At 64.0% G+C, this 25390-nt stretch carries 10 protein-coding genes; 5 read left to right on the top strand and 5 right to left on the bottom strand.

Going from position 1 to position 25390, the window contains the following annotated elements; genetic code table 11:
• Positions 1 to 175: 175 nt before the first annotated feature.
• Positions 176 to 1222, bottom strand: coding sequence for a tyrosine-type recombinase/integrase (locus tag Spa11_RS12195; RefSeq protein WP_145112602.1), 1047 nt, complete (start codon positions 1220 to 1222; stop codon positions 176 to 178).
• An 888-nt stretch (positions 1223 to 2110) separates the two neighbouring features.
• Here Spa11_RS12195 and Spa11_RS12200 point away from each other — a divergent pair.
• Together Spa11_RS12200 and Spa11_RS12205 are read left to right on the top strand one after the other, a co-directional pair.
• A complete protein-coding gene (locus Spa11_RS12200) occupies positions 2111 to 5296 on the top strand; it encodes a hypothetical protein (protein ID WP_145112604.1) in 3186 nt (1061 codons plus the stop codon).
• An 895-nt stretch (positions 5297 to 6191) separates the two neighbouring features.
• Positions 6192 to 6419: a hypothetical protein gene (locus Spa11_RS12205; protein ID WP_145112606.1), complete on the top strand. Its 228-nt coding sequence runs from the start codon at positions 6192 to 6194 to the stop codon at positions 6417 to 6419.
• A gap of 1 nt (position 6420) precedes the next feature.
• Here the strand turns inward: Spa11_RS12205 and Spa11_RS12210 are convergent, their stop codons facing one another.
• The 4 genes from Spa11_RS12210 to Spa11_RS12225 all read right to left on the bottom strand — a co-directional run bounded on the left by Spa11_RS12210 (position 6421) and on the right by Spa11_RS12225 (position 13283).
• A complete protein-coding gene (locus Spa11_RS12210) occupies positions 6421 to 6807 on the bottom strand; it encodes a hypothetical protein (RefSeq protein WP_145112607.1) in 387 nt (128 codons plus the stop codon).
• Positions 6808 to 6982: 175 nt separating this feature from the next.
• Entirely contained in the window at positions 6983 to 7489 is a 507-nt protein-coding gene (locus Spa11_RS12215) for a hypothetical protein (protein WP_145112608.1), read from the bottom strand.
• Positions 7490 to 8628: 1139 nt separating this feature from the next.
• Entirely contained in the window at positions 8629 to 12828 is a 4200-nt protein-coding gene (locus Spa11_RS12220; protein WP_145112610.1) for a M56 family metallopeptidase, read from the bottom strand.
• Between the two features lie 5 nt (positions 12829 to 12833).
• On the bottom strand, positions 12834 to 13283 hold the full coding sequence (locus Spa11_RS12225; protein ID WP_145112612.1) for a BlaI/MecI/CopY family transcriptional regulator: 450 nt from the start codon (positions 13281 to 13283) through the stop codon (positions 12834 to 12836).
• A 711-nt stretch (positions 13284 to 13994) separates the two neighbouring features.
• Between Spa11_RS12225 and Spa11_RS12230 the strand changes: the two genes are divergently transcribed.
• From Spa11_RS12230 to Spa11_RS12240, 3 genes are read left to right on the top strand one after another with little or no spacing between them, the layout of a single operon-like run.
• Positions 13995 to 14372, top strand: a complete 378-nt coding sequence (locus tag Spa11_RS12230; protein ID WP_145112614.1) for a BlaI/MecI/CopY family transcriptional regulator — start codon at positions 13995 to 13997, stop codon at positions 14370 to 14372.
• Between the two features lie 11 nt (positions 14373 to 14383).
• Positions 14384 to 24058, top strand: a complete 9675-nt coding sequence (locus tag Spa11_RS12235; protein WP_145112616.1) for a carboxypeptidase regulatory-like domain-containing protein — start codon at positions 14384 to 14386, stop codon at positions 24056 to 24058.
• Positions 24055 to 25380, top strand: coding sequence for a DUF1800 domain-containing protein (locus tag Spa11_RS12240; protein WP_145112618.1), 1326 nt, complete (start codon positions 24055 to 24057; stop codon positions 25378 to 25380). Before Spa11_RS12235 ends, Spa11_RS12240 begins: the two co-directional genes overlap by 4 nt.
• Positions 25381 to 25390: the final 10 nt, after the last annotated feature.

Below are 25390 nucleotides of genomic sequence, written 5' to 3' on the forward strand. Positions count from 1 at the left end.
GGCCGCCGTGCAGCCACACTTGAAGTAGCGTCACAATCAATTCTTGCCGTCCAATCACCCTACAAGCGTCGAGAGATTGAGGGGCTCAAATCGGGAAAGCGAGGCGCCGCTAGCGGTTGGGTCACCCGCGCTAATTCGTGTGAGGACCTAACTCCAGAGGTCGGATCGCCCGATGTCAGCTGGCGTCGAGGAATGGCCTGCGGCAGCAGGGGCACTGGCCGTCGAAGCCGCGGACCAGCGATAAGAACGCCGATGGCTGGGGCAACGTCGAGATCGCCTTGAACGCCAACGGCGCCCGGTCGGCGTAGTGGCGGTAGGTTATCCCTCCGACTGAGTGTCCGAGAATCTCGATCGACGACTCCGGCAAGTTCTCGTCATGATAGGTCGCGCAGGTCTTCCGCAGGTCCTTGAGGACCCACGGCTTAGCCAGCCCCGTCTCGATGTCCGCCTTGGGCGGGACGCCGGCCAGTTCGCAGAGCTTTCGGAAGCGGTCGTTGGGACGCGTGCCGCCGCCGAGAAACACCGGGGCGTCCGGCTCAACCGTCTCGGGTAGCAGGCTCCGCAAGTGAGCGTGGACGACGCGGTTCATCGGCCGATAGAACGCCTTACTGGTCTTCACCCGGCGGTAGTAGAGCCACCCCCAGTGGGAATGCTGCTTGACGTTCCGGTCCGGCGCTTCACGATCCCAGATGACGTGCCGCCAAAGAATCGGCTCGTGGAACGAGCAGCTCCCCCAGACGGTCCCGGCATCGAAGCCGTAGTTGAAGAAGACCACTAGCGCTGCCCGCCAGTAGCGACCGACGGGCGCCGGTTCTCGCCAAAGCCGAGGGCGGCGTAATCGGTAGGTGGCGAAGTAAAGGGCGTTGATCTCGGCTTTCGTCAAGTAGTGCCGCCCGGCGACATCTCGTTGCGGAACCGGCTTGGGGAAGCGAGGGAGCGTGTCAATGAGGTCGTGCTCCCACGCCCACGAGACAACCGCGCGGAGCTGCTCGCGCGCCTTGTTCGCCGTCCGGCCGGGATTCGAGCCGTTGTCAGCGACAGCCCGATCGTAGACCCAGTCGAGGAACTCGCGGATCGTCCTGCGCTCCAGCCGCTCGATTGGCACGCCGCCTCCCCAGGCCCGCCACTTCCGCAGGGTGGTCTGGTACTCTTCTCGGGTGTTAGAGGCGAGCTTGTTGGCGCGGACGTAACGGTCAACCGCGGACTTGAACGTGACGGGCATCGGGAAGGCTCCGACGCCCCAGCGGATCGCCTCCCTGCCGCTCCCTCGCCGACGGGGCCGCGACGGCCGTCCGTGGGGGTATGAGCGATCGGTCACCGACTCGCGGGAAGATGGCGTCGCCGTTCGGCGACTAGCCAAATCCCAGTCTAGTTCCAGGTGACCCTGGATACTCCGCCAGACCCGCTACGACCTCGGCATCTGCAATCGGGCGGTCGGACCTGTGACGATCGGCGATGACGGCATTTCCAACAGCGGTGGGAACGAAGCTCAGCGAGTTTGCCGGAGACCGAAGTCCGTGCGGTTAAGGCAACCTCGCTGAGTTGGGCAGCGACCTAAGCGGCGGGATTGAGCCCACCGTCGCGCGTTAGCAGAACCGCCCGAAATCGTTGAGAAGTCTCACATTGACGCGGATTGCGAAAGCCCCAAACTTGCGTCGGTCGGTTGCGCCTCAGCGACCTCCCCGCACGCCGTAGCCGCTGCGGATTAGGCGCCCGACTGCACAAGACCGTTATAATTCTCCTGCTTCAAAGCTGCCCTCCGCGCGGATTCGACCGTATGGACGAGCGTGCTAGGAGGCTTGGCTCAACTAAGCAATTCCAATCTAGAGTGCTCGATCCCAATTCGGTTGTTGCCTGAAGGCAGGTGCGTTCAACCCGAGAATGTTCAGGTTGGCTCGCCGATTTCATTGGCAACCTGAACGTCTTAGAGTATCCTGCGCGATCACGTGGACCGCTGAAGCAGCCTCACAGCGACACTGTCGCATAGACGAGAAGTACTAACGCAACCCCGCATTCAAGCTGATTCGCCCGTCGCACACTTGCGGCTCGGCTGAATCTCTGGTGCGGGGTTTTTTCGTAGATATCTGATTCAACGCAGTACAGCGCCATCATGAAAGCTTTCGCGACCGTTTGCCGCTGCCTGGCCTCTGTTGCTCTATGTTCGCTGGCGTTCTCTCAGGTCGTCATTGAGGCCCCGCCGCAGGTGCTTCCGCCCTCGTTTCAGCTGAAGTCCGGCGAAACGCTCAATGTGCGGCCCGGCGGCGAAGTGGGCGGCTCGATGGTCGCACTGTCTGGAAGTGTGGTGAATGTCTACGGAGGAGAAGTGGCGCCTCGCTTTACTGCCGCTGACGGCAGCGAAGTGCATATCTTCGGAGGCAGGGTTGGCAGCTATGACAACGGCTTCTTGGAAGGATTTTCAGCGACTCAAGGGAGCGTCGTCACTTTAGCAGGCGGAGAGGTCGGCGACGGATTCGCGGCGTCGCCGGGCAGCCACGTCACTATCTCGGGGGGACGAGTCGGCCTTCAATTCAATGCCCAACTTGGCAGCCACGTCGAGTTGATCGGTAATGACTTTATGCTGGATGGCGTTCCGTATTCCTCAGGCGATGTAACGCTGAGTCGGACAGTCAATGCGGATTCTATTTTCACGGGTACGCTGGCGGATGGATCGCCTTTCGTCTTTACCCCCCTTACAGCCGGGAGGCAGTTCGGAGATCGGCTCGAGAGCGTCGTGCTCACGCGGGTCGCACTGCCCCCGATTGATCTAGCCCCGAGCGTCGTTGATGGTTCAACCCCAGTTGCGCCCGCGGGACTGCGTGCGGGCCAAGCGATGACGCTCAAGGCGGGAGGCGCACTCCCCTGCTATTTCGCCGTCGTTGATGGGTCGCTTTCGATCGAAGGGGGCGCCATCGGAAAAGGGCTCGAAGGCAATGGCGCCGTCATTAATCTTGCAGGCGGCGAGATCGGCCACTTTTTCAACACCTATGCGGGGAGTGAGGTCAACATCACGGGGGGCAAAGTCGGCTTTCGATTCGAAGCCTTGGATACGACGATCAACGTTTCAGGCGGACATATCGGCTCATTGTTCGGGGTCCACACCGGCAGCGTAGCGACAATCTCCGGAGGAATGGTCGATAGCCTCGAGGTCAGTAGCGGCGGCTCGGTGAATGTCACGGGCGGAAGTATTGGGTTCGGCGGAAGTCTCTACAGCAGCTTCCGCGCCTATTCCGGCAGCGAGGCGAGGATCGCGGGGGGAGCGTTCGGACAGTCCTTCCGATCTGAGGTCGGCAGCAAGGTCGAGCTTGTCGGAGGCGAGTTCCGCATCAACGGTCAGGCCGTAACCGATAGCATCGTTACGCTCGCTGCCGGAGACGTTTTCACCGGAACGTTCGCCGATGGCGGATCCTTCGTTTTCTCCCCCCTGGACGGCGATCTACTGGAGGATGTCCAGCTAACCCAGGCGCCACTTTCGCCGCCCGACACGTCCCCACGAGTTGTCGATACGCCACAGACGCAAGGGCCTGCCGGTCTGCGCGCCGGCCAGACCTTGACGTTGAGAGAGGGCGGCGTCCTCCAAGATAACTTCGCCGTCGTCGGCGCCACCCTCCACGTCGAAGGGGGCGACGCCGGCGCCGGTGTCGAGGTTGTTGGCGGGTCCGTGAATATCCTCGGGGGTAATGTCGGCGCCGGGCTCAGTGTGATCGACGCCAATCTGAACCTGTCGGGCGGATCGATTGGCGAGCGCTCCACGGTCAATCGAGGCGCCGTAGTAAATATCACCGGCGGGAACATCGGCACGAAGTTCAACGCGCTCAGCGGAAGCCGTATCACGCTCGCCGGGGGTTCGATAGGACCCGACTTCCGCACGTGGGAGGGTAGTGACGTCGAGTTCGTCGGCGGTGAATTCAAACTGAACGGACAGGATTACCTCGGCGATGAGATCACGCTCGGCCCGCGCGGTGGAGCGTTGCAAGTCTTCTCCGGCGTTCTGAGCGATGGGTCGCCGTTCCTTTTCAGCCCAAACGCCAGTCCTCTGGGGGACGTGATCACAGGGGTGAAGCTGACACGCACCGCGGCGCCGGCCGCCGACCTCACCCCTCAAGTCATCGACTCTCCCCGTGTGTCGGGCCCGAATGGCCTCCGACCTGGGCAAACGATGACCGTCGTCGACGGGGGAGTATTGCCGGACAACTTCACCGCGATCGGGGCATCGCTGAACATCGAGGGAGGACGGGTCGGCGATTTCTTGGAAGTTCTCGACAGCACCGTGCAGATCTCCGGTGGTGAGGTAGGAGGATGGCTCCAAGCCTACAACGGCGACATCGATATCAGCGGCGGCAACGTGGGGACCCAGTTTACAGCGTTTTCCGGGACCACAACGACCATTGATGCGGCCGCGGTGCGCGGACTTACTCTCTACGCGAATACGTATACCGAGATCACCGGAGGCAGCGCGGTGGAGTTCTCGGTGCAGTCGATCGGAGGCGAACTGGAAGTTTCCAACAGCACCATCGGGGGCAGTCTGTCAAGCACCGGTAAGTTGCTGATATCTGGCGCAACCGTAATGGGGACGACCGACCTACAAAACGGCGTGGCAGAGATTGTCGACGGCGTCTTTCAGGGAACTTTTATAGTCCACCGGTCCGAAGTCGATATTGATGCCGGCACGTTTGACGGAAGGTTCTTCACAAATTCAGGCAGTGTGGTGCAGATAGCGAGCGGAAGTTTTAGCCGCGATCTTTGGAACCGCTTGAGCACGATCAGTATCTCTGGTGGACACTTTGCGGACGACATTTTGAACGGCAATCCCACGTTTAGTAACCAGTCTGGAACGATGAAGATCACTGACGGTGAATTTCACGGAGATTTCGTGAACGCATCCGGCACAGTCAACATCAGCGGGGGCGCTTTCTACGGCGATTTCTCAAACGGCGGCGGACAATCGGGTGTATCAGCCAGGACAACTCTGTCTGGCGGCAGCTTCAATGGCGCTTTTTCCGCCCACACTGGAAGCTCCGTTGAACTTGAAGGAGCAGAGTTCTATCTCGACGGCGTGCTCCTCGATCTCGTAGAAGGTCGGCCGACCACAATTACCAATCGGGACGTTCAATTGAGTGGCCGATTCGTCGATGGCAATTGGTTCGCTATCGATCTGTATTCATCGCAAGTAGCGGGGCAAGACTACTTTTCCGCCAACGCCACGCTGACTCTTACTCTTGTCCCAATCCCGGAACCAGCAACCGCCGCGATTGCGTTGATGTCTGTGGTGGCTCTTGTAACATATCAAAGGAACTAGCCTTCGGTCATCGGGTAAACCGGCTTAGGCGAGCATACCGCGTGCACCGAGATCCGACGAATGACTGCGGCAACTAGCCAGCACCAGCGGCGTAGTTTCTAGGTCAAAGACTCTCGGTAGCTACCACCTCCGACGCAAGGCGTTCGGTTCGACCGCTAGGCAAATGCGCGACTGATGGAGTGGAAGAGAGTGAGGGAGCGACGGATTGCAGATAGAACCGAATCCGCATTAGTCGTAGAATTATCCGGGGATTTCGGCATCTGCCATAAATGCAGAGGCTTCATCGACCTGTGACGTTGGATGGCCTGCCAAACCTGCGTCGGCCCGACATGCTGATGGCCATCTTCGACGCGGCCAAAACGGCGGAGAAGTAGAACTCCTACGTACGTTCTCGAGCAAGCCTTGTTGAGCGCGTCCGTACGCTTCGCGCCGATTGGACTCCGTGGTAGATACCTATTTTCGACGCCGTAGGTGGGCCGAACTACTAAAGCAATCATCGACTGGTAGTGGTGGAGCGGCTGCAGGTGACGCAGCATGTGGAGCGCTCGACGCTGAACTAGCGACTATTGCAGACGCTTGGCCAAACTTGGCCGAAAATGTGCGTCGCTGCGTGCTAACAATAGTTAGAGAAGCCTACGCGTCGGAGAAGTGAACAGTTGCTCGCGCGATTCCCTCTCCGTCGACTCTTGCCGTCACCTTGAGCGGACGCCGCAAGTGATTCAGCAGCGACGTCTTGCTTGCGGCCGCAGCGCCTTTACGCGTCCACGACTATCGAAACTGAAACGGGCACAGTGGTCCTTTCCAGAGGGCCGCTTTATAGACGCACTGGCCTCGTCAACAACGGCCGCATCGAAGTTGAGCAAGGCGATGTCCATTCGTCGATCGACGCCGGCGAGTGAATCGAAGGGAAGACGACATTGGCGGCGAGTGCGTCAACACCAGGCTGGTCCGCGTCCCCGCGGGGGCGACGCTCAAGATCACATGCCCGTTCGTCAACTCGGGGCAGATCTACCTCGAATCGGGCGCAATCCTCGATTACCCGGCGGGCATTACCAACAACGGCGGGCAGATTCGCCGCAGCCCGTGCTGCCCAGCGGCGTGCGTCAAAGACATCACCGCGTGATTCACTCGGCCGGATTGGCGTGGCGCTCGAGCACGCGCTCGACGAGCAGGTCCCGCGCCGTCTTGAGCGTCAGCCGCAGCGCCTCGTGGGCGTGGTGCAGCGCCTTGGGGTTGTTGAGGTAGGGCATCGACTTGGCGAGTTCCGCCGCTCCGGCCAGCGGCGCGAGTGGTTCGGACGCCGTCGCTTCCAGCAAGGCCATCTGCGTATGACTGGCCACCGCTTGCATGGCGTTGTCGTCCCACTTGGAAACCGTGTTGGCCAGCTGCAGGGCGTCGAGCAGCGCGGCGCCGCCCGGCTCTTCCGCGGCGATCGCCGCGTTGAGCACCGCGGCCGAGTCGCCCTTCGGCCCGTAGAGGCGATTGAGTGCGGGCCAGGGGCTGGTGGACATGAACGCTTCGGGGGTGGAAACGGGCCGTTCGGTGGAGGCGGTCGCCAAAAACGAGGACCAAAAGTGCTGGGGTTTGTACCGAATCGTAGAGGGTTCCGTTAAGAGTTGGCCATCGTGAAAGGGGAAAGGCGAAAGGGGAAAGCGGAAGGGTTTCGCGGCCGAGGGCGGGCGGGCCCTATAGCGTTATTTTCCGTTGCCCCGCTGGGGGGTGAGGGATTGTACAACACGCGCCGCGACCGCCTAAACGGTGGGCGGCGGCGCTGATTAAATGGGCGACCGGAATTATTTCGGGAAATATTTTGCGACGCATCGACAGCGGCGCCGCGGCAAAGCGTAGCGCCCAACCGCCGAGGCGGGGAGCCAAGTATTCGGCCGACCACGGCCCCGGCGCGTCGAGCATGGCGAACGCCTCACGCAACGCCACGCCTCGGGCGCCGCGGCTGGCATGCCAGGCGAGCAAGTGAACCGCAACGGCCCGGGCTTGCGCTGGGCAGTCGTCGCAGCTCTTCCGCGAGACGCCGTCAAAGTAGCCCGCAAAGAAACGGAGAACGCCCGCGAGCTCGCGGCAGTCGTCGCGCCAGGGCGGATCGGTGGGCGCGGCGTGGTGGCCGGCCAGGCGCTGCAGACGCGCCGTTGCGTAGCGTGCATTGTCGATCGGGACCGAACAGGGCTTGCGTGTCATCGTGAGACCTCAAGGGGTTGAAGCGCGGGCCCCGAAAGGGGGCGTCGTGAGCACGACCGGCGGGCGAAACAGCAACGACAGAGGCAGCGCAGGAAGTAGCAACGGACATAGTAAACCTCGAGGGTAGTGCGGGCCGAGTCGATCGGCGCCGCGGGTAAAGGGGCGGATGTCGTATGACGCCCGCCGCCGACAATCGCGGGCCGTTGTGGCCCGCTCACGTGGTCACTCTTTCGACTGTCGGGGCGATCGTCAATAGCTTCGCCACGCCCCTCGACAGGCCGCAGGCGCGGCATCTGGTGGCCCTGCCGAGGCCGTAGGCAGGGGCGCCCTCCCTTCGGGTCCTCCGCCGGCCCCCTAGGCGGTGGGCAAAGCCCGCGATCGAGAGTTGTTCGTGTGCGGCGGGCATCGCTTTTCGATTAGTAGTAGTATGACTCGGTCCCACAAACGCCTTGTTTTATAGAGTTTGTGACCTTTTAGAGTCATAGTCGCCCTGCCAACGAAGTACGTCCGATTCGTTCCGATGCGGTTTAGTGTCTAAGTGCCTCCGGACCCTGTCTGGGTCCTCGGCCGCAATGTGGCCGCCGACCGCCTACGCGAATGCGGGCCGGTAAGGGACACCGTTTACTTCACCGAAAGTGAGCCCTAGCTACGCGGCAGTCGAGACGTGCCTGTAGTGCTTTCGAATGGCTGTATGGATCGGAGCAAATCGCCCCGCAGACACTCGGGCGACCACTAAATCCCGCCGATTGCAAGGTCCGAAATGGCGAACCATCTGGACCGGCGAGATCTTGCCGTGCGCAGAATTGCACGACGTTGCACGTTGCCACACATTGGGCCTCGTCGGAGTTAGCCCTTGGCGTGTCGGTTCTAAGTAGGTGGCGTCTATCGGGCGAACTGAACGGGTCGATCCGACCTCTTGCGGTAGACAACACGGCGTAACTGCTGCGGTACTTCTAACCTTGGCGACTAGAGAGGCATAAGACCATGCTCACCGTTCGAATTCGTGATACCGCTTCTCTAGCCCGACTGTACGACAAATCGTCTTTCTGCAGTCCCTCACAGGGCGACTCGCGCTGAGGAGAAATTTGGGAATGGATTGGTCTCGCCTCGAGGAATAAGTCCTCGCCGCTTTCCGCCGATCACTCCGGCGACGACATGTCGCGTTGCTTACGGTACAGGTCTCGCAATTCGCGTAGTTCGGCGCGAGCGCTCTCGGGCGCGACCTCGATGGCTTGATCGAGCGTCTTGATCGCGCCGTCGATGTCGCCGTTGGCTACTTGTGCAGCGGCGAGCGTGTCGAGGGTGAGGTGGTAAGGTCGCGGCAGCAACTCGTTCGCCTTCTTGGCTAGCTGTAGCGCTCGCGGGGCGTCGTAGAGTGATGCGTCGTCCGCGGTCACTAACAGGTGCGCTAGATTGTTCAAAGCGACGAAGTTGCTGGGCTCGGCGGCGAGGATCGTCTCGTAATCGTCGAGCGCCTGCTGCTCTTTGCCTAGGCCGTCGGCGAGCTGGGCCCGTTTCGCCAACAGGTTGACCTCGCCAGGCCGTGAAGCAAGTTGCTCGGTGAGGAAAGCGATCGCCCCATCGCTATCCTCGCTATCTTCGCTATCGGCGAGGCGGTCGGCTTCTTTGAGGAGGGTCCCGATCGAGACCGCGCCAGGATTCACCGGGTAACGCACGACCGCGTCGCCGAGTTCTTCCGCCGAGGGGATCGCGACTTTTTCGACGGGCCGCCACTCGCCCTGGCTCTCGAACTCCCCTTCCCGGTAGAGGGCGTGCGCCATTAGGCGCCCCTCCGGTGCGAGGACGCGGCACTCGAAGCGGCCCTCGGGCGACACTTTGAGATTCATGTTGCTCACCCCGCGCTGGGGGCCGCCGTCGGCGCCGGCGATGTAGTAGATCGACACTACCATCGGCTCGGTGAACCGGAGCGGCTCGCCCGAAGTCTCGTCGATCAGCTGCACCTGCACGAGCCGTCCGCTCGTGAACCGGAGTTCGGCCGCCTGGGTCGCGGTGCCCGAATCGCCTTGCGGCTCAGCTTTCACCGCAACGGGACCGGCGGGGACAAGTTTTGGCAGCCCCTCGACTCCGCTGAACGCGGCGACCTCGTAGTCTCCCGGCGGCAGGTTGCTGACGCGATAGCGCCCGGCGTCGTCCGTGACTGCTTGGGCGGGTACCCAGTTGTTGGCGCCCCCGGTCGGCGCTGGCGGCGTCTGCCACTTGGCGCTGATCACCACCCGCACGCCGGCAAGCGGTCCGCCCTCCTCATCAACTACTCGGCCGGTCAGATCGGCCCGGGGCAAGAGTTGCAGATCAACTTCGCCCGGCGAACGAGGAAGCGGAGCGGTGGCGACGGCGTAGTCGGGATGCGACGCCTCGATCGTCGAGGGCGACTGGAACAATGCGGCGCTATAGCTTTCACTCGCCTGCTGGTGACGCCTCAGCTGCTCTTGCCGGAAGCGTTGGTAGTCCTTGGCGGGCAGGTCGTCGATCGCGTAGCGGCCCTCGGCGTCGGTGACGGTAGCATGGATCGAGTCGTTCAGCGAAAGGACGCCGTCGCGGACCCGCACCGTCGCGCCGGCGACCGGCTGACCGTCCGCGTCGGTGACGCGTCCCTTCACCGTCGCGGCGGGAGGGAGCACGAACCTGACATGCAAGCCGACGGCGGCGGCGCCATAGTCGCGTTCCGCGTAGGTCTTCGAAACGCGCCCCGCCTTCGTCACGCTGAGGACGATCAAGTCTTCGCCCGCTTCCTCGGGTCCTTGCTCGATAAGGTCGGCGGCGTTCGCCACGACCTTGTCGAACCGGAACTGACCGCGGGCGTCGGTCGTCGCTTCGTCACGCAGTTCGTTGGACTGAAGGTCAAAAGTCGCGGCGTGCAGTTGCACCTTGACGCCGGCGAGCGGCTTTCCCGACTCGTCGAGGCACTCGCCACGAACCGTGTTGGGGATGTCGGGGCGGGCTTGCGGATAGTCACCGGCGACGGGCGCGAAGACGTCAGCGGGCGCGCCGATTGGTACATAGGTGACCGACTCGGAGTCTTCCATGACATCCAGTGCATCGTCGCCTGCCGAAGCGAGATTGAACTGGACCAACCCCATGTGCTCGGGGTCGGGGTCAATCGAGACGGTCTTGCTCAAATCGCCGTCGTCGCCGAGCATCACCTCAACGGTTTGCACCGCCGCTCCAGGCCCTGGGTTGATAGCGAGGCCGCGGAAGATAGCCTGAGCGCCACCGGTCGTGCGTTCGAGCGGCACGTAGGGCGCGAACACTTCGCTCACGCCGACGGCGGGCTCTCCCCACATCACTTCGAAGCGTTGTTGGACCCGGGCATAGGGCTCGCCGTCGCGCTTCGGTAGATCGTCGATATCGCCGCGGACGCGGATGAGAAGGTCACGCCGCTTCGGTATGACAATCTCGAGGTCCGATTTGCCGGCCTCGATATCGATGGAGACGACGCGGCTTTCATCGGGCGCCTCGACGATGATCAAGTAGCGAAAGCCGTCACCGAGTGAATCGAGAGTAAACCGTCCCTCCTCATCGGTCTCCGCCAGCAATATGCCGCTGGGATGGCTGTTGTTGAAGCCAGAAGCCTCCACCTCGCTGAGCAGCATCAACTTCGCCCCGGGGCAGGGATCGCCGCTGGGGAGCCGGACGACGCCGGTCGCCGGCCGAGCCCGCTTCATCGTGAATGTCAGCGGCCGCCCGTTGCGTGGGATTGAGACGTCGACAGCCCTCAGTGGCTGGTACCCGGGCGTATCGATGCGAAATTCGTAGAGCACACCGGGGGCAAGCCGCTCGAGGAGCAGCTTGCCATCGGAGTCGGTCTTCTCTTCCCGGACCGGGCCGTTGCTGCTGCCGTTCAACTTGGCGTACTTCACCACTGTCGCGCCGGCCACGGCCTGGCCGTCCTCATCGCGGAGCACGAGCGGCGCCGTGAGGCCCGGCGTCAACTGGATGACGATGTCATCGATTTTATCGCCGTCTTTCAGATTGAATGGACCGACCACCGCCGGGGCGTAGGCTTCGTTGGGGTAGAAGCGCAAGTTGATCGTGCCCGACGCCACTTCGCATTCGAATCGGTCCGTGAACTTGCCCTCGGTGGAGTAGCTGACGTTGCTGGGGATTACTGACCCCGAGTACAGCCAACCCGCAACGTCCGAGGGGCCTGATCCGACTACGACGATCTTGCCCGAGAGGGTGGCGGTTCCACGCGCCTGGTCGCCCGCACTTGCGGCATCCGGCGCCGCGGGGCTTAGTGACACTAGCGAAGCGGCCAGCGCCAACGCGCCGCAGAGGAGTCCCGTAGCCGCACGCCACTTCGTGCTGCAGCGCTGCAGCACCGTGAAGCGCTCGTCGAGGAGGACCGCGATGCGGCTCCGCAACTGCGACGGCCCTTCCCAGATGCCGGCGGCGCCCGCCAGGCGGGGCGGCGCCGCGAGGTCCCGCGCCCAGCTCACCAGCCGCTCGGCGTAGGCGTGTCGGCCGGCGAGTTCGGCCGCGGCCGCGTCGGCGAGTGTCTCTTGATCGAGCCGCACCCGGCGCCGCAGCGCCCAGTACAGCGGGTTGAGCCACAGCACGACCATGGCCAGTCGCAGGCCGGCGAGCAGCCAGAGATCACCACCCCGGACATGCGCCAGTTCGTGAGCGAGCACAGCGCGGAGGTCGGTCGACGCACCGCTAGCCGCCATTGGTCGTGGCAACAGGATCGTGGGGCGCCGCAAGCCGATCGCGACCGCGGTTCCGAGCCGGTCGGAGACCATCAGCCGTGGCGACGGCGCAGGGGCGGCGAGCTCGTCGAGCAAGCGCAGGGATTCGGCGCCGGCGGGCTTGGCCTGCGCTACGATCCGCCGCGCGGCGATCGCGCCCCAGACGAGCCAACCGATCGCGAGCACCGCGCCGCCGAGCGTCGCCACGGCGATCGCGGTGTCGCGGAGCGTTCGCCAGTCCTTCGCCGCCGGCGCCGCTTCGGCAACCGGCTCGGCGACGGCATTTCGATCGAAGGACGGCGGCGGTGTTGGGGTCGTGGCGACTCGTTCACGGCTTGCCGGCATCGGCGAGGCGTCCTTAAACGGCTCGACCGTTCGTTCAAACACGGGCGCAGTCGTTCCGAGGTGGAAGATCGACCAACCCGGGATCATTACCAGCACAAGCAGCAAGGCGACGCCGGCTGTCGAAGCCCAAGCGATCGCCAAGCGCTGCGCCGGTTGACGCAGCAGGCCGGTCGCCAGCACTGCGGCGGCAAGCACCGCCGTTGTCGCGAGGTGAAAGTCCGCCAGTTTAAGCAGCGCCGACTCGGCCAGCGCTAAGGGCAGCGCCTGCGCGGGGGAAAGTAGGAACATCACTTCTATCCCTTCTTACGAGGACGGGGCTTCTTCGTCGCGTGCTGCTGTTTGCGGGCGTCGGCGATCATCGCCTCGAGTTCGTCGAGCTCCGTCGACGACAGCCGGCGGCCGTCAATCGCGTGGACTAGGTACTCGTGAACCGCGCCGTCGAACACTTTCTCGAGAAACCCCCCCGCTATCTGGCGTAGCGTCTTAGTGCGGGCGGCGAGCGGGCGATAGACGTAGGCTTTCCCCTGGCGGACGTGGTCGACGAGCCCCTTCTGCTCCATAACCTGCAGAAGGCTGAGGACGGTGGTGTAGGCAAGCTCTTCGCCGGCCGCATTCATGCGATCGACAATCTCTCGCACGGTAGCGCCGGGCTCACCTCCCTCTTCAGTGGCGTCCCAGAGGACTTTAAGGGCTTCGAGCTCGCGCCCCGTTGGCCCCGGCTCGAATAAATCTTTATTGTCCACAGCGATACTCCCAAGAAGTAATACTGGACGACCAGTAGCTACCTCGCTAAACTACTGCCCGAGCAGTAGATGTCAAGAGCGGCGCCGCAAACATCGGTCCTGAAGACGTCAACAATGGCCTGTCGGCACGTAGGTAGCGCCGAACTCTCAGAACCAATCTGAAACACCACTGTTATTCGTTCAGCCTGATCGATGCTGCTCCCGGATTGGTGTAGTGCGTTGAAGCTGATAAACGTATGACGCGCACGGCTCCTGGTGAACTTCCGGCAGTCGCAGCAACGTTGGCAGCGACGAGGGAGGTCGAACTCACGGCAACGTTTCTCACCCCTGTCAGAAGGCGATGGTGTCGGGGATCGTCACAAGTTCGCCCGACCTGAACGTATACCGATCGCCGGAAGATATGCGGAGGTCGTGAACGCCGGAAGGAATTGATTGCTAGAGAAGCGGCCGAAAAAGTGTCGGCTTGATACAGGTTCGAGCCTGCTTGGCCGGCGGCGCTGAGGACTACGGTGCCTCTGGCATTTCGGTGGGGATCAGTCCCGCCTAACGCATTGCTCGGCCTGCCAAACGAGCCGTGGACAATCCCTCCCGCGCTGCGCTGTCAGCCGGAATTGCTGCGCTGACAGTTACTCAGCTTCTTAGGAAGAAAGACTTGCAAGCTGGTATCTACATCGATAGATTTACCCAGGTAAACGAACCATCGAGGCCCATATGCCACCCAATCAGCTAGGCCGCGTCCAGCTCCGCATCATGCAGGTCCTTTGGGATCGCGGCCGCTCGACGGCGCGTGAGATCACCGATGCCCTCAATGAAGATCAGGCGATCGCCCATAGCACGGTTCAGACCCTGCTGCGTGGTTTGGAAGAAAAGGGCGCGGTCTCGCATGAGTCCGAGGGGCGGACGTTCTACTTCTTTCCGCTTGTCAAGGAAGACAATTACCAGCGGAAAGCGACCAATGACCTTGTTCAGCGTGTTTTTGGAGGCAAGGTCAGCGACTTGGTGGCTCATCTCTTGAAGCACGAGAAGGTATCGCCCGACGAATTGGAACAGATTCGTCAACTCATCCAACAACGCCGCAAAAAGCCGTAAGGAACCCCACCATGGTCGACCAAGAATTGGCGGCGTCGGCAGTCGAGGTCCTGGGCGCCGCTTCCGAGCTGGTCGTCAACTGGCTCTTGCAGTCGACCCTTCTGCTGACCGCAGGTCTGGCCCTGGGTCATGCGCTGCGGCGCCGAGGATCGGCCGTGCAATCGGCCGTCTACCGCACAACGCTCGTCGCGGTGATCGCGTGCCCAATGGCGACGTGGGGGCTTTCGCTCGCCGGCGTCAGCGGATGGTCGGTGGAACTGCCCGCCTTGATGGCTCAGGCCGAACCGACCACGCCGGAAGCAGAACCCGTGGCCACGCCGCCTCAGGAGCCTACGGCCCCAGTTCCCGTTCCGCTTGGATCGGCGCCGGCTGCCGTTGAGTTCAGCGCCGTGGCCGCTCTCGCTCCGCTACCGGTCCCTCCGCTGGCAGCCTCGCAGGATTCGGACAGTTCACGACTTCCATCCAGCGATCGTTTCCTGGCGTCGTCGGTGGGCCCGCCGGCGACTTCATCCCCGACGCCGGCACTCACCGTGTTCGGCGCCGTCGCTATTGGCGCCGCTGTCCTATGGTTCGTGGTGAGCGGGGTGCTGCTCGCTCGCCTCGCCTTAGCATGGCGAGCTCTGCTGCGTTTGCGGTCCGCTTCGACGGTCGCCGACGAGCCGACCCACCGGCTCTGTAGCGAGCTCGCGACTCAATTGGGCGTCGCGACGCCGCAGGTGTTGCGGAGCCCCTACCTGCCGAGCCCCTGCCTCGCGGGGATCCGGCGCCCGGCGGTACTGCTACCGGAGGAGCACGATGGGACTTCGCTCCAGGATGTCCTTGTCCACGAGCTCGCACACCTGAAACGCCACGACACGGGGTGGAACCTCGCTAGGCGACTATCGACCTCGGCGATGTTCTTCCAACCCTTGCTATGGAGCCTGTCGCGCCGCATCGAGGCGGCGGCCGAGGAGGTGTGCGACGACTACGTCGTGCAACTCGGGTCAGACCGCACGGACTATGCCGACCGGTTGGTGAGCATCGCCGAGCTCGGAGCCACGCCGATCGCCGCGGCGGGCGTCGGCATCGTGTCGTTCCGTTCGATGCTCGGCCGCCGCGTTGTCCGAATACTCGACACTTCGCGGCCACTCTCGACTCGTGTGGGCAATCTGCTTCTGGCGCTGGTGATCGGCGGCGGGCTCGTCGGCGCGACAATGGCAGGGCTGGTAGGACTGAACTCGGCGGTCTCCAAGGCCAGCGCCGCCTTGACGGAGGAGGTTGCAGGGGCCGACCAAGAGCTCTCGTCCGACGACGTCGCCGATGATGACACCCCTTCCGAGGAGAAAGTCGTAACGGTCGAAGGGCGCGTGGTTGACCCCGCCGGCCGCCCGTTCGCCGGCGCCACGGTCGAGGCCCAACGCTGGATCCATGATCCTGACGCATCAAAGTCGCCCCTCGCGACGACCACGTCGGACGAGAGCGGGCGTTTCACACTCCGCTACCCAAGGCACGAGCAGCCAACGCTCGTCGCCAGTGCTCCGGGGTTTGGACCGGCTTCGGTAGCCTCCGATCCAGCGAAAGCGAAGGAAGCCCCCACCCTGCAATTAGCGGCGGATGACATCGCGATTCGGGGCCGGGTTCTCGACGAAGAAGGCGAGCCGGTAGCCGGCGCCACGCTGCGTGTAAAAGGCGTCGCCGCTCCCGCTACTACCAATCTCGACGCCTGGCTCGCGGCGCTGCGTCGGGGGGTAATCATCTGGGAGGCGGTCGGTAAGCACATTGAGAGTTGGACACCTCAAGCGCCCGGGACCCTCGCTCGGCCGATCGTGACCGGCGCCGATGGAGCCTTCGTCATCAAGGGGGTCGGCAGCGAGCGCGTGGTCCGAGCCACACTCGAGGGTCCGACAATTGCTTTCACGCAGTTAACGATCGCGACGCGCGAGATGACGCCCGTCGTGGCCGTCGATGGCATGCCCGACCCAGATTGGTCGAGAGAGCACACCGTCTACGGCGCCGAGTGCCAGGTCGTCGTGGCGGCGACGCAGCCCATCGAAGGCGTTGTCCGCGACGCTAAGACGGGCGAGCCGCTTGCTGGCGTAGCGGTGGAATCCTATCGGATGCGTGAGTATGACACATCGGCTAGACGTGAGATTCGAACCCAGTCCGATGCTCGTGGCCGCTACCGACTCGTTGGAATGCCGAAGGACGTTGGCCGCCAGATCATTGCGGTTCCCAACGATTCGCAACCATACCTAATGCGAGAGTTTGACGTCCCCGACCGCTCGGGATTGGGTCCGGTCGATCTCGACCTCGAACTATACCGTGGCGTTTGGATCACCGGACGTATCATCGACCGCGAGACGCAGCGCCCCGTTGGCCTTCCCGTCATCGTGCTGGCACACCAGTACCCTTATCTGGCGAATCCCTTCGCGCAGGCGTTGCCGGAGTATGACAGCGACGGCAACATCGCCGGCTACCAACACCGGTACACTGTCGACGAGAATGGCCGCTTCCGGCTCGTTGGCATCCCGGGCAAAGGGATCGTCGGCTTGGTTGTCGGCAGCGCGCTGCCGAGCCCGATTGGGCAGGGCTCAGATCAGATCTCGGGCGCTAACGAATCGGGTCACTTCTCCACCTACCGCCACGGGGCAGGGGCGTCGACGAAGCACCCAACGATCATGCGTGAGGTCGAGGTCCATGATGGGGCCGACGAGTTCGTCGTCGACTTCGAGCTCGACCGGGGCGCCTCGATCCGCGTTACGCCTCTGGGGCCCGATGGAGAAGTGGTCACTATGCTACGCGTCGCCGGGCTCGCTCACCGCGAGTTCTGGGAGACGCCCGAAGGGTCACCCTTCGACGTCAGCGCCCTGGCGAAGGGGGAGGAGCGGACGCTGATGATCCAGTCGGAGGAACTAGGCGTTGGCAAGGCGCTGCGGATTTCGGAAGCCCAGTCGCCCGATGAGATCACGGTAACGCTCGAACCCTGCGTCACGGTCCGTGGCCGGGTCATCGACGAGAATGACGCGCCGTTATCGGGCGCCCGCGTCCGGCTCCATCCCCTCCCCGGAGGCGACTACAGCCCCGAATTGGACACCGTCTCCACCGACGAAGAAGGGCGGTTCGAGCACGGCGGCGTGCTCTGCGGGACGACCTACAACGTTTACTTGGAATCGAAGGAGCAGGGATTCGCCACCTTGGCGGAGAAACTGGCGGTCCATCCTGGCGAAACGATCGATCTGGGCTATATCGACGTCACGAACGACGAGCGGCCCGAGCCGGTCCGAGAAGCAATGGCGGCAGCAGCAGGCATCGCCCCGAAAGGGGACGTCGCTGCCGTTGAGTTCGCCGGAAAGGTCGTCGATCCCGACGGCAAACCGGTCGCCGGAGCCGAGTTGTACTACGTGTTCTATGTCCCGAAGGCCACGGGCGTTCTCGACTCGGCGTTCAAACCCATCGCGACGACCGACGCTCAAGGCGACTTCCGCTTCCAGGCGGCTCCCAGCGACTTCGGTCCGAAAGCGACCGAGCGAGAGTTCAAGGCCGCATCGATCGTGGCGTCAAGAACGGGTTTCGGCTTTGCGATCTCGACGGCCGCCCGTTTCGAAGCCACCGGCGAGTGGCAAAGCGAAGCCGTCGAGAGGGTCAAGGGGCTCCCCGAACCGTTCCGCGAACAAGCGGAAACGATGCTCGGCGCCGCTGGCAAGCCGCTGCAACTCGCGCGGGACGAAGCGCCGATCCGCGGCAGGATTCTTGACATCAATGGAAAGCCTGTCGCCGGCGCAAGACTGTCACTCGATCGCATCTGGTGCAGCGCCGACGACGACCTCACGGCGTGGCGTGAAGCGGCCGCGCAGCCGAAGGCGGACTTCTACTCCGCGCGGATGACGACGCCTCGCATGGTCTCTGACTGGCAGATCCGCACGGCGGTTCCGTCCACGACGACCGATTCCGAGGGCCGTTTCACCCTGCGGGGCATCGGCCAGGGCCGGATCGCGCGGTTGCAGTTGGAAGGGCCGGGCGTCGAGACCAATCTGGTTCTCGCCCGCACCGAGGCGGGCGAGCCGATCGAACTCGTGGAGGAGCAAAGCCGCCCCGATGCAAGGCGATTGACCTACTACCCGGCCGAGTTCAGCTACGTGGTCGGCCCCTCGACCCCGATCTCCGGCGTCGTTCGCGACGAAGAGACCAAACAGCCCCTCGCGGGCGTGACGATCAAGAGCCAGAAACGCCACGGCAACGAACTGAACGGCTGGGGCGCCGACTTCGTCCGCACGGTTACCGATCAACAAGGGCGCTACACCCTCAACGGGATGCCGATCGGCGCGGACAATCGCATCGCCGCGATCGCTCCCGAGGGAGACATCGCCTACTTTTCGTCGGCAAGGCTAGCGAACACCGAAAGCGTCGACAGCCCGCTCGAGGTCGATTTCGAGCTCCATCGGGGGATTTGGCTGGAGGGACGCATCACCGACAAGCGTACCGGCGACGGGATCGCGGGCCATATCGCCTACTACGTTCCCCCTGAGAATCCCGACCATCGCTTCGCTCGATCGCTGCAGGTCGATGAACGAGACCGGCTGCTGGCCGACGATAAGGGACGTTACCGGATCGCTGTCTTGCCGGGTCACGGCTACGTGACGTTCCAAGCGTACCAGCACGAGCGCTACCCCCGAGCGACGGAGATCCTCAAACCGGACGGATCAAGAGAAGCGGCCGAGCCGATGATCCGTTGCGAACCGTCGTATCTCATGCCGTCGAGTTACCACGAGGTAGCGGAGATCGACCCGGCGAGTGAAGCGACCCGCATCGAGTTAAACCTCGAACTTGACTCCGGAACGACCGTCGCTGGCCGCGTCGTGGGTCCGGATGGCGAGCCGATCACCAGTTTTCGATACACGAACCGGATCGCTGAGTTTGCGAGCTCATGGAACCGGGCCAGTGACGGCCAATTCGAGCTGGTGGGCTACGAGCCGGACCAGCCGCGGCACGTCTACGCCATGGACCTCCAGCGGAACCTCGCGGGCCGCGTCGTCGTGGCCGGCGCGGCGCCCGAAGACTTAGTCGTTAAGCTGCAACCCGCCGGCAAAGCGACGGGCCGTCTCCTCGACACCGAAGGAGAACCGCTAGCGAACTGCACCCTCACGGCCTGGCATCTGCGGAACGCCGACGACTTCGGGACGTTCAATAAGTCGTACCAAGCGCCGCCGCTCCCCGCCAACCGAGAGAGCAACAGCAATGCAATCTATGAAACCGACGATGGAGGACGATTCGAGATCGCGTGCCTAGTCCCAGGCATCGACTACCGGCTCAATGCGTACGACCCGGCGGCCATGTCGAGCTCGACGGCCGCGGCGATGCGTTTCCAGAGCGGGCCGGTTGATGTTGTCATCCGCGTCGAGTCGGGCCAGACCCTGGACGTGGGCGACGTGCGTCTCGCCGCGGACGAGAAGGAGTTCGCCAAGCGAGCCACGCAACCCGAGCAAGCCGCGGTAAAGCCGGCGAGCGCCGCTACGGCCGACACCGCCTGGGCGGATCCTGTCGAGGTCGAGGCGAAGGGTAATCAAGCGAAGCAGGAGTCGGGTGTCGTGGTCGGTCCCGACGGCAAGCCGATCGCCGGCGCCGAATTCCTTTACTTCCACACTCGTGTCCATGACATCGAGCCGATGAAGCCGCGGCTCTTGGCGACGACCGACGACCAGGGCCGCTTCCGTTTCCCAGCGCCCGTCGTCGAACTCCCCAAAGACGCACCGGCGAGCTGGAGCTATTCGCAATGGATCGTCGTCCGGGCGCCGGGCTACGGCTTCGCGGTCGAGCGTCCCGGCTACCTCGGCAAGTCGCGGCCGCGACCGCAGCCGGTGACGGTGACGGTGATCGGGGCCGCTTTGTCGGCTTTGGCGAGCCAGACCGTCATCGAACTCCCGGCCGAGGGCGAGCCGCTCCGCGGCCGCGTCATCGATATCGACGGCAATCCGGTCGCCGGCGCGACGATCAAAACGCGTTGGTCCCGGCGGGCGAACGATCCCGCCGGCCCCTGGTACGGGGCGAAAGGCGACACGCAGCCGAACGCCGAATGGCGCTCCAAGGTGTTCGACCTGCTGAACATCATCGAGCCCCCGCTGACGACGTTAGCCCTACCCGCGGCAACCACGAACGCTGACGGCCGCTTTGCGTTGCGTGGCATCGAAGACAACCTGCTGCTGCAATTGGTGATCGAAGGGGAGGGCATCGAAACGGCCGAGGTCGTCGCCCGCAACATGCCGGGTGAGAAGATCGAGTTCACCATCGACGAGGGCGTTGGCGAAACCAGCTACACGATCCACCCGAACGACCTGCTACACGTCGCCGCGCCGTCGCGCCCGGTCGAGGGTCGTGTTGTTGACTACCAGACCGGCGAGCCGATCGCCGGCGTCATCGTCCGCGACGGAATGATCCACGGCACCAACCGCTGGTCGAGTCTCGACGACCGGCAGTTTGTCACCCGCACGGACGCCGACGGCAGGTACCGCATTACCGGCCTGCCGGTCGGCGACAAGAACCGCGTCATGGCCTTCACGGATGGCGACGCCGCCTACGTGCCGGCAATCGTCACGGCCGACACGTCCGCCGCCGCGGAACAAGGGGCGTCCGATTTCCGCCTGCGACGGGGCGTCTGGGCCGAAGGCCGTGTCTACGACGCCGACACCGACGAGGCGATCGTCGGCAGTCTCGGGTACTACTACTTCCCGAACAAGGAAGTCGATGAGTCCTACCCCGGCACGCGTCGGACGTTCGTCCAGGGCCGTTACTGGACCGACGCCGAGGGACGCTTCCGCATCCCGGTGCTGCCCACCCGCGGCGTGCTGGCTTTCCGGTACGACAACAACGCCGCGAATGGGCCGCTTGGTCGTGACATCGACCGCTACCCACGCGGAGCGGGCGCCGAGGCGATCGAGGGGCGCGACGAACGGGGCTGGTTCGCTACCGAACCACACTACCTGATGCCGATCGACTATCAGCGTCTGGTCGAGGTCGATCCGTCGCCGGAGGACAAGTCCATCCGTGCCGACATGCCGCTCACAGCGAGCACGTCGGTGACCGTCACCGTGCCGTCGGTCGGCGGTCTTTTCACCACCGGCTACCGATCCTACGGCGCCGCCGAGATGTGGGGTTGGCAGCGACAGGAATCGCCTCAGTTCCAAGTTGAGGGCCTCAAGGTGGGCGAGCGCCGACAGGTCCTCGTCTACGACGAATCCCGCAACCGCGTCGGCGCGACAACGGTCACGGAGAAGGACCAGGACGTGGTTATCGAGTGGGTCCCGGCCGGCAAGTTCACGGGGCGCCTTATCGACCCCGACGGCGAGCCAATCACCGACGCCACTCTCCAACTCGACTTAGAGGCGTTCAACCGCGGCGAAGTCGCCGCATGGGCGCCTCATCCGGGGAAGGTCTCCAACCCCGAAACGATCCCGGTCGATACCGAAGGCCGCTTCACACTCCATGGTATCCACCACGAGAAGAAATACTCGGCGTGGGTCTCCGCCCCGCGGTCGTTCAACGGCATGATGCGGCAACCGATGCTCGTCGGCAAAGCCCTCGTCAACGCGGCCATTGAGCCGGGTGAGGTGAAGGACCTCGGCGACATTGTCATCGGCGGCGACGACAAGGACAGCGAGGACAAAGCTGCCAAGCCCGCAGAAGAAGACAAGCCCGCAGAAGAAAAGAAACCAGCCGAAAAGCCGGCAGAGAAGCCCGAGCCGACGCAGGCGGCGGAAGCGGCGAAGAACCTCTGGGGCAAGGTGACGCTCGCCGACGGTCAGCCCGCCGCCGGCGCGCACGTCGCGCTCGTGGCGATGCGGAAGGTCACGAACAAGGGGGGCGACTACTCGCCAAACGGCGTCGTGCTCGCCGAAGGGACCGCCGATGAAGCCGGCGCGTTCCGCTTGACGCACTCGGCCGACTCCAAGTTGTTCCACTACTCAAAACTGCTCGTGCGCCGCGACGGCGCCGCGGTCGCCTCGAAGTATGTCAGCCTCGATCATGAGAACGATGCGTTGTACCTCGAATTGCCGGCCGAGCAGCCGATCCTCGCCCGGCTGGTCGATATCGAGGGCCAACCGGCGGCCGGGGTGACCGTGCGCCCGCGATTCGTAATGGAGGCCGCCAAGCCCGGCCGCGAACCCGCGGGGGCCGGCTACTCGGGTGAAGGAGCGGGACCCGCCGCGTGGATCCAGCCAGTCGTCTCCGACGCCGAAGGCCGGTTCACGCTCCATGGCGTCCCCGTTGGTTACGGCGCCTACCTCGAGGTCGATGGCGACGACCGCTTCGCGCCGCAGCAGATCTCGCTCAACACGCGCCAGCCCGAGCAACGCGGCGAGCGCGACGGGACCTACCGCTCGCTGGTGCGCAACGGCAAGCCCGGCGAGGAACTGCTCCTGCCGCTGGCGCCGGCTCAGGTTTTCGAAGGGACCGTCACTTACGCCGACACCGGCGAGCCGGCGCCGCTGGCCAGGGTGACCATCTGGGCAAGCCAACAGAAGGAGTACGGCTCGATGGTCTCCGTCGCCGGTCAGGCTGACGAGAAGGGGCGATTCCGCATCAGCCCCAAGTCGGGGGTCCGTTTCGGCATTAACGCCTACGCGCCCGAGGGGACGCCCTACCTCGCGCGACAGACCCCAACCGAGAAAGGCATTCACTGGAACGACGGCGACCGCGTCAAGCAGGTAGACGTAACGTTGCCGCGAGGCGTGCTCATAACGGGGCAGGTCGTCGAGGTCGGTACGGGACAACCCATCGCCGACGCGTCGGTGCAGTACGTTCCCGAGAGGAATAACAACCCCAACGTCGCCGACGACATCCTCACCGGCTGGCAGGCGATTCAAACGACCGACACCGAGGGCCGATTCGAGACCGCCGTGCTCCCCGGCCCCGGACGGATCGTGGTCCACGGCCCGACCGACGACTATGTCATCGCCGAATCGACAAGCCAAGAACTGAGCCGGAACAAGAAAGGTGGCAGACGCCAGTATGCCCACCACTTCGATCGGATCGACGTCACTGCCGAAGACTCGCCCGTCGAGATGACCGTGCGGCTAACGCGCGGCGGCGTCGCGAACGGCCGCTTGGTGGACGAGGCGGGCGCGCCGGTGAATGGCGCCTTAATGGTCTCATGGAGAAACATCCATGCAACCGACCTTGCATGGCGGGGACACTCTCCCCCAGTGGAGGGCGCGCGGTTCGAGGTTCGCGGGCTGCCGTCCGAAGCAGAGCACACCGTCCACTTCCTAGCGCAAGAGCAGAAACTGGGCGCCACCGTCGCGGTCCGGGCCGGTGACGTGGGAGAACGCGTCACACTTGAGCCTTGCGGCTCGGTCACGGCACGCCTCGTTGACGAATCGGGTGATCCCGTCGCCAACTTCTCTGGCGTCAGCGTGTACTTAGTTGTTCGGCCGGGACCGGACCCCCTCAACAACCCCGAGTCGGGGAGGGAGGTTGTTTCGGCCGACTCCGACTTCATCTCCAACGTGGACCGGACCAACTACCCGGACGTCCGAGCGACCGACACCGACGCCGATGGTCGCCTCCGACTGCCCGTGCTGATCCCCGGCGCTTCCTACCGGATCGTTGCCCTGAAGGACGGGGGATTCATTACTCTGAAAGACTTCCAGGCGAAGGCCAACGAAGAGCTCGACCTTGGCGATCTCACGATCGACATCGAGGTGGATCAATGAACGCCTCGCCTCCCCGCGGGTGGCAGCGCTACGAGCCGAGCGACTCGGCGCCGTGGGACCTCCAGCGTGTGGTGCACCTGCACCGCCGCGCCGGCTTCGGGGCCGACTGGGAGGCGCTCCAGCGCGACCTCGACGAAGGGCCCGACGCAGCGATCGATCGCTTGCTCAATCCGCAGCAGGACCCGGCGTTCGAGAGACTCGCCGCGACGATCGGCGACGCCGCCACCGCCTCGGGCAATCCCAACCGCCTCAAGGCGTGGTGGGTCTTTCGGATGCTCAAGTCGCCCGATCCGCTCGGCGAGCGTCTGACGCTGCTGTGGCACAATCACTTCGCGACCAGCAATCGCAAGGTCAACAACCTCGTCTGGATGCGCGAGCAGAACGACCTGCTACGGCGTCACGCGCGGGCGCCGTTCGGCGACCTTCTGCGCGCGGTCGTCAAACACCCGGCGATGCTCACATGGCTCGACGCCGACTCCAACCGCAAGGGGCGTCCCAACGAGAACCTCGGCCGCGAGCTGATGGAGCTCTTCACGCTCGGCGCCGGCGCCTATGCCGAAACCGACGTCGCCGCCGCGGCTAGGGCCCTCACCGGTTGGACCATCACGCGGCAGGCGTTCGAGTTTCGTGAGAGTCGCCACGACGACAGCGAGTTAACCATCCTCGGCCAAACGTCACCGCTCGATGGCGACGGCCTGCTCGACCTCTTGCTCGCCCGGCCCGAGACAGCACGGCGCGTCGCTAACCGGCTTGGTGGGCTGCTGATGGGGGAAGGCGCCATCGACCATGAGGCCATCAATTCACTCGCTGCAGGGTTGCAACGGAATGGCCTTAATATTGGCTGGGGCGTCGAAACGATCCTCCGCAGCGAGGCGTTCTTCCGCGACGACAACCTGCGCACGCGGGTCACCAGCCCTGCGCAGCACGCCATCGGCGCGCTGCGATCGTTGCGTCTTGCCGACTCACCGCCGAGCTCGTTGTTGGTGGCCGAGTGGATCGCCCGGATGGGCCAGGACCTTTTCTATCCGCCGAATGTGGGCGGATGGACCGAAGGCCGCTCGTGGCTATCGACCCGCACGCTGATTGCCCGAGCCAACTTCGCCAGCGCGCTCGCCGAGGGCGCGCTGTGGCGTTCGCCCGACGAGGTGGACCTCGTCGTTGGGCTGCCGCCCGGTAGTGGACCTATCGTGGAGCGGCTATCGCTCTTGTTCTGGGGTGTCGCTGCGCCCGATTCAGTCCCGGCCCTCGCCAAAGACGACGAACCGACGACCGCCGAAGCGATCGCTCGGCTGCTGTCCCTTCCCGATTCGACCCTTGGCTGAGAAGGAGGCC

The organism is Botrimarina mediterranea (assembly GCF_007753265.1).
Lineage (GTDB): Bacteria > Planctomycetota > Planctomycetia > Pirellulales > Lacipirellulaceae > Botrimarina > Botrimarina mediterranea.